The 13,192-nt window shown below is 39.5% G+C and carries 12 protein-coding genes; 3 read left to right on the top strand and 9 right to left on the bottom strand.

Annotation, left to right across the window (positions count from 1 at the left end):
• Positions 1–28 precede the first annotated feature (28 nt).
• The 8 genes from QMA00_RS03135 to ccoN all read right to left on the bottom strand — a co-directional run bounded on the left by QMA00_RS03135 (position 29) and on the right by ccoN (position 7,222).
• Positions 29–700 (bottom strand): sulfite exporter TauE/SafE family protein, encoded by a 672-nt coding sequence (locus QMA00_RS03135; RefSeq protein WP_138687007.1) that lies wholly within the window; start codon positions 698–700, stop codon positions 29–31.
• Positions 693–860, bottom strand: coding sequence for a cbb3-type cytochrome oxidase assembly protein CcoS (gene ccoS, locus QMA00_RS03130; protein ID WP_008109812.1), 168 nt, complete (start codon positions 858–860; stop codon positions 693–695). Before ccoS ends, QMA00_RS03135 begins: the two co-directional genes overlap by 8 nt.
• Complete coding sequence (locus QMA00_RS03125) at positions 857–3,229, bottom strand: heavy metal translocating P-type ATPase (protein ID WP_290155978.1); 2,373 nt, start codon at positions 3,227–3,229, stop codon at positions 857–859. The genes ccoS and QMA00_RS03125 overlap by 4 nt, the downstream gene beginning before the upstream one ends.
• An 8-nt stretch (positions 3,230–3,237) precedes the next feature.
• Entirely contained in the window at positions 3,238–3,729 is a 492-nt protein-coding gene (locus QMA00_RS03120; protein WP_069439306.1) for a FixH family protein, read from the bottom strand.
• Between the two features lie 149 nt (positions 3,730–3,878).
• A complete protein-coding gene (ccoP, locus tag QMA00_RS03115) occupies positions 3,879–4,913 on the bottom strand; it encodes a cytochrome-c oxidase, cbb3-type subunit III (RefSeq protein ID WP_036983016.1) in 1,035 nt (344 codons plus the stop codon).
• Positions 4,910–5,095 (bottom strand): cbb3-type cytochrome c oxidase subunit 3, encoded by a 186-nt coding sequence (locus tag QMA00_RS03110; protein WP_010389598.1) that lies wholly within the window; start codon positions 5,093–5,095, stop codon positions 4,910–4,912. The genes ccoP and QMA00_RS03110 overlap by 4 nt, the downstream gene beginning before the upstream one ends.
• A 6-nt stretch (positions 5,096–5,101) precedes the next feature.
• On the bottom strand, positions 5,102–5,776 hold the full coding sequence (gene ccoO / locus QMA00_RS03105; RefSeq protein ID WP_033102690.1) for a cytochrome-c oxidase, cbb3-type subunit II: 675 nt from the start codon (positions 5,774–5,776) through the stop codon (positions 5,102–5,104).
• 12 nt (positions 5,777–5,788) lie between these two features.
• Positions 5,789–7,222 (bottom strand): cytochrome-c oxidase, cbb3-type subunit I, encoded by a 1,434-nt coding sequence (ccoN, locus tag QMA00_RS03100; protein WP_010389600.1) that lies wholly within the window; start codon positions 7,220–7,222, stop codon positions 5,789–5,791.
• 337 nt (positions 7,223–7,559) lie between these two features.
• On the opposite strand from ccoN, the gene QMA00_RS03095 reads away from it, so the two are divergent.
• From QMA00_RS03095 to QMA00_RS03085, 3 genes are all read left to right on the top strand, one after another.
• Positions 7,560–7,988: a hypothetical protein gene (locus tag QMA00_RS03095; protein ID WP_290155975.1), complete on the top strand. Its 429-nt coding sequence runs from the start codon at positions 7,560–7,562 to the stop codon at positions 7,986–7,988.
• Positions 7,989–8,742: 754 nt separating this feature from the next.
• A complete protein-coding gene (locus QMA00_RS03090) occupies positions 8,743–11,430 on the top strand; it encodes a TonB-dependent receptor (protein ID WP_013464672.1) in 2,688 nt (895 codons plus the stop codon).
• A gap of 107 nt (positions 11,431–11,537) precedes the next feature.
• The gene (locus QMA00_RS03085) at positions 11,538–12,905 is read left to right on the top strand and encodes a hypothetical protein (protein ID WP_036983009.1); all 1,368 of its coding nucleotides are present in this window, start codon (positions 11,538–11,540) and stop codon (positions 12,903–12,905) included.
• A gap of 23 nt (positions 12,906–12,928) precedes the next feature.
• Here the strand turns inward: QMA00_RS03085 and QMA00_RS03080 are convergent, their stop codons facing one another.
• Positions 12,929–13,183 (bottom strand): outer membrane protein assembly factor BamE, encoded by a 255-nt coding sequence (locus QMA00_RS03080; protein WP_138626899.1) that lies wholly within the window; start codon positions 13,181–13,183, stop codon positions 12,929–12,931.
• Positions 13,184–13,192: the final 9 nt, after the last annotated feature.

Raw genomic sequence — 13,192 nt, 5'->3', positions numbered from 1 at the left:
AAATTTCTATGCACAACATTTACCAATGTTAATGCACTAGCTTGTCTGTTGCAATGATCAAAAGGTAGATACCATACCAAATGATAACACTGCCTAATATTATTCGCGTCCAAGGGTGATTAAAAAGCGTATTGAGCTTTTGTGCAGCCACACCTAAGGTGATCATGGCAGGGAACGTCCCTAGGGCAAATGCCAGCATAACCAGAGCACCATTTATGGCAGTGCCACTGGTCATCGCCCATGTGAGCGCAGAATATACTAAGCCGCACGGTAACCAGCCCCATAGTGCGCCATAACCAAGCGCTTTCAATGGGGAATCAATGGGCATTAAATATTTATTAAGTTTAATTAAGTGCTGCCAAATGAGGGTTTTGCCAAGTTTTTCGAGCCATTGTAATGTCGCGGCTAAGCGCATAATATAAACGCCAACCAGTAACATAAAAATACCAGCTAAAAATGACAAAAATAATGAAAAGGCAGAATTTTGCGTGGCAAACTGGCTACTAATACCCGCAACAAGGGCTCCTGCAAGCATATAACTTAAAGCTCTACCGCTGTTATAAGCTAGAGAATATAACCACGTTTGGCGTTTGTTGCTGGCAAGCTGTAATGAACTGGCAATACCGCCACACATAGCAATGCAATGGCCACTGCCAATTAAGCCCATTAAAAAAGCGCTAACAAAAACAGGGTCAATCATTACTTTTATTATGTTGCTCTTTATCGTCTTCAAACAAAATACTATGGCCTTGCTTGTTTAAATCAGAGAATTGCTCACCTTTTACTGCCCAAAAAAACACGCCAATGGCAATTAGTACAAACAAGATAGCGATAGGAACTAAAATATAAATTATGCTCATAACTTTAATAGCCTTAGTGAATTACATATCACAATAATAGAGCTGGCAGACATACCAATTACCGCCATCCAAGGCGCAACTAAACCCATAGCAGCAAGCGGTAATATAGAGCCATTATATAAAAAAGAAAGCGCTAGGTTTTGCTTAATTATACGCCGTGTTTGCTTAGCAATCGTCAACAAATGATCAATAGAGGCTAAATCACTGTTAAGCAGCACAACATCGGCACTGTTTTTAGAGATATCAGCTCCTGTTTCCATGGCGATTGATAAGTGGGCGCTGGCAAATACTGGGCTGTCGTTTACGCCATCGCCAACCATAGCAACAACTTCACCTTGAGTTGACCAATGCTCAACGGCGTCTTGTTTATCTTTTGGACTACAACTGGCTTGTACTGAATCAAGCTTTAATTTTTTTGCCACCTTGGCACCGGCATCTGAGGCGTCACCTGTTAGCATATGACAACTTAGATTGGCAGCCTTTAACGAGTTAACGAGTTTATCGGCATCTGTTTTTACTTTATCAACAAAGTAAAAGCGTGCAACGGGTTGCTTGTTTATGTAAAGAGTAGCTTGCGCATTGGTTTTTTTGGTATCAAACCAGCCACTTTTACCAATAGCGTAGTGCGTATTATCGTATTGAGCGCTGATCCCAACCCCGGGATGGAGTTGTACACCGTCAAATTTACGCTGACCTTTAAACTCTTTAAAGGCACTAGCAATAGGATGCTCAGAATAGCTCTCAAGCTGTGCTGCAATATCAAGAATTTGCTCTTTGCTGTAGTTATCATCAAGTATGTCAACAACGTCGAGGCTAAATTTACCTTGCGTAAGCGTACCTGTTTTATCAAAAGCAACTAAAGTAAGCTTTGAGAGTGTTTCAAGCACATGTGCTTGCTTAATTAATATTCCTTTACGAGTTAAGGTAGCCACAGCACAGGTTAATGCGGTTGGAATAGCTAAACTTAATGCGCACGGGCAGGTGGCCACTAACACCGATATAGTGATCCAAAAAGCAGCATCAGGGTCAATTTGATACCAGCCAATGGCGGTTAGAGAGGCAAATACCAGTAATACCGCGACAAACCACTGCGCTACTTTGTCGGTAATTTCTACTAACCGTGGGCGTTTTGTTAGGGCATTATGTTGCAGGCGAATAATTTGATTAAGCAGGGTATTTTGGCCCAGCTTATTGATTTTTATTTCAATAATACCATCATGATTAACCGTGCCCGCATATACGTTATGATCAATATACTTTCGTACTGGCTGATGTTCACCAGTCATCATAGACTCATCAACACTGGTGCTGCCTTTGACTAAGATGCCATCGGCAGGGATAGTTTCGCCTGCTTTTATTAAAACGATATCGTTAAGCTTGAGCTTTTTAGCGGCAATTATGTGCTCTTTGCCGTTTTCATCGAGTGTACGGGCAGTCAGTGGCAGTAGCTTTTGTAAGTTGGCTGTAAATTCACTGGCCTTTAAACGCGCTCTAAATTCTAAGTATTTACCTAATAAGAGTAAAAAGGTAAACATACAAATAGATTCAAAGTAAACTTCACCGACTTCCATTACCGTGGCGTAACAGCTTGCACCATAGGCACCAAAAATCGCCAATGATACCGGTAAATCCATATTCAGTTGTTTTGCTTTTAAGCCGTTAATTGCGTTACTTAGAAAGGGCAGGGCACTGTATAAAATGACGGGCGTTGCAAGGATCAAGCTGATCCATCTAAAGTACTGTTCAAAATTACTGTCCATCCCAGAGAACATGCCAAAGTACATAGCAAAGGCAAACATCATCACTTGCATGGTCATTAAGCCTGCCACGCCGAGGCGGCGAATATACGCTTTGGCTGTTTGTTGTTTTTGCTGGGCTTCTAAATCTGATTGGAATGGATAGGCTTTGTAGCCTATTTCAGCCAGTGAGGTGATTAGCTCACTTAAAGGGGTTGCGCTTTTATCCCATTGTATCATAGCGCGATTTGTTGAGGTGTTTACATCAACGCGCTTTACCGATTTAAGGTTAAGTAATTGCTTTTCAATAAGCCAGGCACAGGCGGCGCAGGTAATGCCCTCAACACTGAGAAGCACCTCAGAGTTGTCGTTATGCGTACTGATAAACTCATCTTGAATATCTTCATTGTCATAGCTTTTAATAAAAGCGAGTTGTTCAGGGACGAGTTGCTCTACTTTACCGGCACTAACAGTGCGATATTTGTAGTAGTCGGTCATCCCTTGGTCAATGATATTTTGTGCAACAGCTTGGCAGCCAATGCAACACATTGGCTCAGCGGTATTGTCTATAACAACATGTGCGCTAAATCCAGCAGGCACACTTTCAAGACAATGAAAGCAATTTTTAGACATACTAAATACTACTTATAGTTAGGAGTCACTAAAACGGTGGCGGTGGTTGGTAAACTAACGTTTTCTTTCATTTTCCAACTGTTATCAACGGGTTCAATAAATACCGAATATGCGCCTGGTGTATAGCTTTCTAATAATGCAGTGAACTCTTGATTAGCATTTGGAGTGAGGGTAGCTTCAAAATCTTGTGCTTTTATAGTTCGGTGAAAAAACGACAATCTTAATGCGTGTATATTACTGGTATCGCCTTTGGTAAATTTAAAGCTTACACGCTTATCTGATACATTTAGGTCGCCATGTAAATACAACGCTTTTGCTTTATCAAACTTAACGAGTTCTAAGTTGATTGCTTTGCCTTTTTTATAGTAATCATCTACAACCATATCTGGGCCGTTACCAATGGCTGTAATAAATAAACTAATGCAGCCAATAATTGCAGCTAAAGGAAAGAAAATTAAAAACCAAGGCCAAAAATTTTTATACCACGGAGTCGGTTGCATAGTCGCTCTAAAATTAATTAATGTGCGGCTATATTATAATAAATAGAATGAAAAGACTAAAAAAAAGCCTCCGAGTGGAGGCTTTTTTGATCTGAATTAATCTACTGAAATAAAAAGATTAAAACTGAAACGTTTTGTTAACTTTATCGTCATTTATCTTGCGATAAGCTGTATACGTAAGCAGTTAATAGGTGAATTTTATCTTCGCCTAAAATCTCTTTCCATGCAGGCATTACACCAGCACGGCCATGGTTAAGTGTTTCTTCAACAGCGCGTTGAGAGCCACCGTATAACCAAATGTTATCAGTTAAGTTTGGTGCACCAAACGGTAGGTTATGGGCAACTGAACCTTTACCATCTGGACCATGACACGCAGCACACATAGCAAATTTTGCTTTACCTGCATCGGCATCTTTTTGGTTTACAGTACGGCCAGATAGGCTAAGTACGTAAGCCGTCATTTCTTTAACGCCTTGCTCACCTAATGCATCACCCCAAGGTGGCATTGCTGCAACACGACCTAAAAGTAATGTTTCTCTGATCTTGTCAGGAGAACCACCGTACAACCAATCGTTGTCAGTAAGGTTAGGGAAGCCAGTACCACCACGAGCATCAGAGCCATGACATTGTGCACAGTTTTGTGAGAACAAACGTTGACCAATTTCAACAGCGAGTTGACCTTGCGTTTGCTCATGCGTAGTGCCGTTTTCTAGCGCAACTTGCTGTGCTGCATCACCAGCAAATTTAGACTCTACTAAGTCTAGAACAGGTATTTGAGCCAATTCATTAAAAATAGGACCAAAACGTTCTTCAGCAGTGCGGTATTCAGCATCTAGCTTTACAAAACGACCATCTTCTTTAGCTTCAATGACTGCTTCTTTCGATTCAGTTAAAGAGGTAATACCTTGGTTTGAGCTTGTCCATTTTGCTAAACCTTCCCAGTTACCTAAACCTGGGTAGGCTGCTAAGTAATAAACAGACCACACAAAGGTTGCGAAGAACATGTAAGTCCACCATTTTGGTAGTGGATTGTTTAATTCTTCAATGCCGTCAAACTCATGTCCACAGCTTTCACCTTCTTTTACGCCTACATAGTTTTTTAAGTTCCAAACTAGTAGACCAAAGATAATGATTAAGCATGCAAGGGTTAATACAATAACCCATATACTCCAAAAGCTAGTCATTTCTCAGACCCCTTTTCCTCGTTAGAGAGTGTATTGTTGTGTTTTTTTTCATCTTCAAATATGACATTGGCAGCGTCTTTAAAACGACTTTTACTACGCTTGCTATATGCCCATCCAACAATCACAATAAATAATACTAAAATTACCAGAGTCAAAATGCCTCTGTATGTCCCGTAGTCCATAATAATCTACTTCAAATGTGTGCCAAGTTGTTGCAAATAAGCAATAAGGGCTTGCATTTCTGTTGCACCTTTACCGTCATTCATTGCGTCAACTTTAGCAATGTCAGCGATTAATTCCTCGTCACTGCCATAACCTAGACCCGGGTGTTTTGGGTTTTCTGGATTGATAGCAAACGTGTCACGGAAAATTTGTAGTTTTTTCAGAGTCAGACTTGTATCAAGCGTGTTCTCTGCTAACCAAGGGAAACTTGGCATATTAGACTCAGGAACCACGGCACGTGGATCCATTAAGTGCGCATAATGCCAATCATCTGAGTAACGTTTACCTACTCGTGCTAAATCAGGGCCAGTACGTTTAGAACCCCAAAGGAAAGGGTGATCCCATACTGACTCGCCTGCTACAGAGTAGTGACCGTAACGCTCAACTTCATCACGAAATGGACGGATCATTTGAGAATGACAGTTAGCACAACCTTCACGTACATAAATGTCGCGACCTTCAAACTCTAGTGCGTTTAACGGGCGTAACCCATCCACTGGCTTGGTTGTATCGTCTTGGAACATTAGCGGCGTAATTTCTACTAATGCACCGAAGCTGATTGCGAAAACAGTCAAGATGGCCATGAGGCCAATGTTTTTCTCGATAATTTCGTGTTTGTTTTGTGAATTTTTATTGCTCATTATCTAACTCCGTTATGCTAACTGCGCTTGTTCATCAAGTTCTAACGAGTTATTTTTCGCTGAAACTGTACGATAAACGTTATAAGCCATAACCAGCATACCTGTAACGATGAACACACCGCCTAAGAAACGCATAACATAGAAAGGATGAGAGGCTTCTAACGACTGTACAAAGCTGTACATTAATGTACCGTCAGAGTTAACTGCACGCCACATTAGACCTTGCATTACACCTGAAATCCACATTGCAACAATGTATAAAACAACACCCACTGTGTGTAACCAGAAGTGTGTATTGATTAATTTAATGCTGTACATACGACCTTGCGAGAATAACGCAGGGATAAGGTGGTAAATAGCACCGATAGAAATCATCGCAACCCAACCTAATGCACCTGAGTGAACGTGACCTACAGTCCAATCTGTGTAGTGCGATAACGCATTAACAGATTTAATTGCCATCATCGGGCCTTCAAACGTCGACATACCGTAGAAAGACAATGAAACCACTAAGAAACGTAAAACAGGGTCAGTACGTAGCTTATGCCATGCACCTGAGAGCGTCATAATACCGTTGATCATACCACCCCAAGACGGTACGAATAAGATAATAGACATCACCATACCTAAGCTTTGCGTCCAATCAGGAAGCGCAGTGTAGTGAAGGTGGTGAGGACCTGCCCAAATGTAAAGAGAGATAAGTGCCCAAAAGTGAACAACCGACAAACGGTATGAGTAAACAGGGCGACCCGCTTGCTTTGGTACAAAGTAATACATCATACCTAAGAAGCCAGCAGTAAGAAGGAAGCCTACTGCGTTGTGGCCATACCACCACTGAACCATTGCATCTACGGCACCTGCATAGATTGAATATGATTTAGTCAATGAAACTGGGACTGCCATGCTGTTAACAATATGTAGAACAGCAACAGTAATAATGAAACCAGCATAGAACCAGTTAGCTACATAAATATGCGCTACTTTGCGTTTTGCAATAGTGCCCATAAATACAACAGCGTACGTTACCCAAACAACAGCAATTAAGATATCGATAGGCCACTCAAGTTCTGCATACTCTTTAGAACTTGAAATACCCATAGGTAGAGTAATTGCTGCTAGAACAATAACTAACTGCCAACCCCAAAAGGTGAAGGCGGCTAATTTATCTGAAAGAAGGCGCGTTTGACATGTACGTTGTACGACGTAATAAGACGTCGCAAAAAGTGCACTTGTACCAAATGCGAAAATTACTGCGTTCGTGTGTAACGGACGAAGTCGAGAGTAAGTTAACCATGGTGTGTCAAAGTTAAGAGCTGGCCAAGCTAATTGGGCAGCTATCAGAACCCCAATACCCATGCCAACGATGCCCCAAATCACTGTCATAATAGCGAATTGGCGTACAACTTTATAATTGTACTCAGTTTGTGATGCTACTGTTTGGCTCATTTTCTGGCTTCCGCTGCAATAAATGCGTTTAGAAATGAATTACCTACTTGTAAAAGTAGGACCTACTATTATTCCAAAGTATACTATCTAAAACCCACAATATATGGTTGTTACAGATAATAATCTCGAGAATTACTTGTTTTTTTTGCAGTTGAAATGATAAATTTTTTGGCTTTAAAAAGATAGGTCAATTGCGTAATAATATGACATCAATCAAACTTTATTAAGTTGCTGTCTATTTTTTGAGGTGATTTGTACTTTACTAACTCATTAAAACCGATAATCAACCAACGTGCCCAAATGTTGGGCTAATACATTAGATACTTTGAGAACCTGCATGTATATATATAGAGTATGTTTACTTTCTTTTCTACTATTCTTACTAGGTTGTGACTTTTCTGGATCAACATCAACACCAAAAGTAAATCAATCACAAACAGAGTGTAAAAATAACAACCCGTGTATTTTTCCAAATCAAGTTAAAGTTTGGCTAAGCGAAGAAACCCTATCACCAGAGACACCGTTTTCAATTTACACTCAGTTACCGACTGGTGAAACAATAACAGCGGCTAAATTGGAGGGGGTAACTATGTATATGGGTTACATTCCCGTGCAATTTAAAAATCAGGGCAGCGTTTGGGTAGCTAATACTATGGTAGGGATTTGCTCGGAAAAAAACATGGTGTGGAAGCTTATTCTTACTACTGTCGATACAAACACTGGCATAAGTGAAAATGTTGAATATTTTTTTAACGTTACCTATTAAAGGCTTTCTACTCAGGCGTGGTTTTTAACTGCGCCATTCCCGTAAAATTATAGCGGAAAGCCAAATGCCTCACATTTAATAGTTATTTGCAATTAAAGTACATCTGATAAAATAACCATTCTGAATAAAGCTTTTACATACCCATTTACCTTCCAAGTTTATAACTTAAGCTCTGCTTGGCTTACTTTTTTAATTGTGCTCATACGTGCAATAAAGCACCTATATCATTTGTATGTAGATTTATCTAATGGACCCACTTTAGTAGCCGTTTTTAGTTTAATTGGCAGCCCGTCTTAAACCTTCAATACACATAAAATTTGCATGATTAAAACTTATAACAAAAAAATTCAGACTAAATAAACAATCTACTTGCATAAATATGGTTAGTAATTAACACCTAGTTTTACCGTTTTAATAACGAGCTGTGATTAACATGTTAATTTTCCTGTTTAGGGCACATTAATGTAATAATTACATTTGATTACAAACTCTACTCATTTGATTTCAGCTGTGTTTTTTATGTGATTACTTAGTCTTTAATTATTGATTATAAAGTGTTTTTATTAATTAACAATGAAACATACTGTAACCTTTGTTCCTTTCGCGGGACGTTTTAATTTTTATTGATTGCACCGTGATCGCTCATTAAGTTTTCATTCAGTTAAAGGCGCCTAAGTTGCTCCCGCTCACTCAAAATTCTCATAAAAGTGAGCATTACCAATTTAGGTAAATTTCCAACAAGTAGGGTTCATCCATGAAAAAATCAACTCTTGGTTTAGCTGTAATTGCAGCAATCCCAATGTTCTCAAGTGTTCAAGTTTTAGCTGCAGACGAAGCAGCAAAGTCAATTGAAAAAATTCAAGTAACGGGTTCTCGTATTAAGCGTTCAGATATGGAAACGGCTAGCCCAGTTACACTTATCGGTGCCGATGAAATTAAAGCATCAGGTGCAACATCTGTAGATAGCGTATTACAACAAATGACGGCTACGGGTGGTGCAATGACAAACCCTGGCGTTAATAATGGCTCTGGCGGTGGTGCATCTATAGATTTACGTGGTTTAGGTTCACAGCGTACTTTAGTACTTGTTAATGGTCGTCGTATGATCAATTCAGGTACTGGTGCGGCTTCAACGGTTGATTTAAATACTATTCCAGTATCAATGATCAAACAAATTGAAGTACTTAAAGACGGTGCTTCTGCAGTATACGGCACAGATGCTGTAGCTGGTGTTGTAAATATTATCCTTAAAAATGACTTTGAAGGTTTAGATTTAAACGTCAACACAGCCATGACTTCAAAACATGATGCGTCAGAAACATCAATCGACTTTACCTTAGGTACAACATTTGACAAAGGTAATATGGTTTTTGGTATTCAATACACTGATCGTGGTGAAGCAAGTCAAGGTGATCGTGGTTTCTCATCATGTCCTTTATTTGAAGGCGAAAATGGACTTTTCTGTGGCGGTTCTTCATTCAGCGAAGGCGGCCATATTTACAATGTTAATACAGCTAATATCATCAACGATAAAGGTGAAATCGAGAAGCAGGGTGTTGCTGACGATGCTGGTTTAAGTGGCCTTGGCGGTAACTTACACCGCTATACCGATGAAAACGATGCATACAACTATGCGTCTAAAAGCTACCTATACACACCTATGGAACGCTTAAACATCACAGGTTTAGGTAATTATGAACTAAATGATGACACAATGCTTTTCAGCGAGTTTACCTATACTAAGCGCTGGTCAGAGCAAAAGTTAGCACCACAGCCTATCAACTTTGGCTTTAAATATACCGAAGATATGGGTGACAGCTTACTGTCACAAACTTATGATAAGCGACAAGTCGTTAACGGTGCATTTGTAAAAGATGCTAATGATAATTACGTTACAACACCGACTAATTACGCCTATGGTGATGAAATAAGCTACCGTCGTCGCATGGCTGAAAGTGGTACTCGTGACTTATCGCAAACAGTTGATACTGTTCGTGTTGTTGTGGGTGCTGAAGGTATTATTGGTGATTATTCATGGGATGCATCAGCAAACTTTGGTCGCAATGATTCTGTTGATAAAATGAGTAATCTGCACAACGTTTCTGCAATCACAGAAGACTTAGCTGCAGGTACATTTAAGCCTTTAAATGAGGCATCTTGGTCACAAGAAAACATTCAAGATTATATATACACAGAGCAAAACTCAGGTGGAAGCCAGTTATTTATTTTGGCAGCCTCATTATCTGGTGAAATGTTTGAGTTACCTGCAGGTTATGCTGCATTTGCAGCGGGTGTAGAGCGTCGCCAAGAAAAGGCATGGTATAACCCTGATTCAATTGCTGCTCAAGGTCTAGGTAACGATCCACGTGTAGATCCAACAAGTGGTGGGTTTGATGTGAATGAGGCTTATGTTGAGTTTGCATTACCCTTACTATCTGAGCTTCCATTTGCAGAATATGTTGAATTAAGTGCGGCAATCCGCGCGTTTGATTACAGCACTTTTGGTTCTGATGAAACATGGAAACTTGGTTTTACTTGGAAAGCAAATGATGAATTGATGTTCCGTGGCGTACGTTCAACCGCATTCCGTGCTCCAACGGTAGATGAGCTTTACTCAGGTAATGCGCCATCTTATGAGCAAGTAAAATACCCAGGTGCTGATAGCCAGGCAGAAGTAACTGTGGGCGGTAATCAAAATCTAACACCAGAAGAAGCTGATACTTTAACGTTTGGTGTGGTGTACGAACCACAATGGTTTGAAGGTTTCTCAATGACCGTAGATTACTACGACATTGAAATCGAAAATGCTATTTCAACATACAACAACCAATTCGTTGTTGATCAATGTATTGGTAATTCAAACAGCAGTTCAAACGAACTTTGTGCAAGCACAGGTGCAATTTTACAAGCTGATGGTCGAATTGTGTTCAATAATCAGCTTCGTAATATTGGTTCTGAAAAAACATCTGGCATTGACTTAAATCTGAAGTATTCATTTGATGCATTAGGCCTAAGCTGGAGAGCTGGCCTTGATACAACATATTTAGATGAATACGTTGTTGATACGGGTGCTGTTGTAGATTACGCTGGTTACATTACGGGTGGCGCTGGTAGTTACGCAGATATCAAATCAAACTTTAACTTAACAGTTAAAGGAGATAACTGGGATGCAACTTATGAAGCACGCTACATTGCAGGCCTAGATAGCTTCGCATGTATTGATGGTGAGACATGTTATGCACCTTCAACGCCTTCAGTTGTGTACCATGACATTAGTGGATCTTACTTAATTAATGATACAGTGACATTGTCTGCAGGTGTTAATAACTTATTTGATAAAGAGCCACCGTATTACTCAGGTAATAACGATTCAAACACTGACCCGTACACGTTTGATACGTTAGGTCGTCGTTTATTCGCTGGCGTAAACGTTAAATTCTAATTTTAATTCATTAGAACTATTAAAAGGCCTAGTTTTTACTAGGCCTTTTTTGTTGAACAAAATTAAAGAGGCACGTAAACTCAGGTAGATAACCAAAGGAGGCATCATTGTTAAAGCAAGACGAAAATTTATCGTTTGTTATTGAACCGCAATTATCACCGCGTGCAGAGCAGCGTCTCGATCTTTATTTTTCTATCCCAAATGAAATGGGTATTAACGCGCAAACACTCAGCGAAGAGTCTTACTTTAATAACCAATTTAAATCTTTTGTAGCCTATAACGCGAATAACATTCATCTTCCATTGGTACGAAGCCGCTTTGTGAGTAAAAACAAGGGCGAACAGCAAGATTACCGACAAAATTTAAATCTATATTGTTATCAAGTGCGTCTGGCAATTGATGCTGATATTAAAGATGCATTAAAAATTCAAGAAAGCGATGAGTTTTATCAACGAGCCATGGAGCTCTGTGAGCAAAGCCAAAGCCTACTTAGAAAACTCAGACGTTACACCCCAGATAACGAAAAGTTAATCCCGTTTTATACTAATGCTGATAACTACCTAAGCTGGCAAATTGAACAAACGTTTTTAAAGCTACTTGATGAAGGCCCGCGTAGTAGCGATTACGCTAAAGAGCGAAATGACTTATTAAACTTTTGTAAGTCAGAGAGTGAGTATCGAGAAGAGCAGCAATATAATTCTGATTCAACACTTAAAGACGCCAACAGAATTACTAATAAGATGCGTTTACTCCAGCGTTTAATAGAGCATGGAGTGATTTTACAGCGCCAAACACGCTATCTTAATAGCTATTTAAAGCGGTTAGTAAAAGGCTCTGTAACAGCTGTTATAATGGCTTTTGTGATGGTGGTAATACTCAATGCGCGTTCTACCTTTACTGAAATAACCGCTTCATTAATTCTAATTTTAGGGGTTATTTACGGGCTGAGAGAAATATTTAAAGAAGATATTACCCGTATTATTTGGCGTGCTATTGTGCGAGGGCGGCCAAAATGGCGCTTTATTTTTAAAAACAGTATCACAAAAGATAAAGTGGCGAGTCAGTTTATTTGGTTAGAGTACACGCGCTTTAAAAAAATCCCTAAAGAAGTGAGGAAGATTTTTTCTAAGCGTCGTCAGCAAAACAAACAAGCGGCACAATGGTTGCACTTTGCTAGTGAAACCCGGGTAAGTGCCAAAGAATTTTTGCCGGGCTACGATAGCTTACAACAAACATTGCAATTTAATCTTGCACCATTTGCACGTTATTTAAAAAAGGGGGAAGGGAAGCTCTACCATTTAGAAAACAATAAAATTTCTAAACAGGGAGTAGAAAGGCGCTATCAGTTAAACATGGTGTTGGTTCTAACTGAACCGGATAAAACACTCTATCAGCGTTACAAAATAACCTTAAACCGCAGTAAAATAGTCAACATAGAGCTTATTTACACCAGCGATGTAAAAAAAGAGGAATAACATACGTTATTCCTTTTTTGTCTTTATTTATCTGTTAGCCCTTTTTTGCTGTAAAGCGTTACTTTGTCTGATACCAAGGTAATTTCGATGTTTTTAGCGTCATCACCCCAAGTACAGCTAGTATGTAATGTTTTTTCTACACAGTTATCAGCACTGCCTAAAAGTGCTTCAACTTCTGACTTGTCCATACCAATTTTAATTTTTTCGTAATTTTCCATGCTTACTTTTGAACAAGCAGCAAGACTCAGTGCTGCAGCAATTATTAGAAGCTTCTTCATTGTTATTTT

Origin of the sequence: Pseudoalteromonas sp. APC 3694, from assembly GCF_030407565.1 — a bacterium.
Taxonomy (GTDB): Bacteria; Pseudomonadota; Gammaproteobacteria; order Enterobacterales; family Alteromonadaceae; genus Pseudoalteromonas; species Pseudoalteromonas tetraodonis.
Note: the sequence above shows the minus strand (reverse complement) of the source record. Positions and strands in the feature narration are given on the sequence as shown.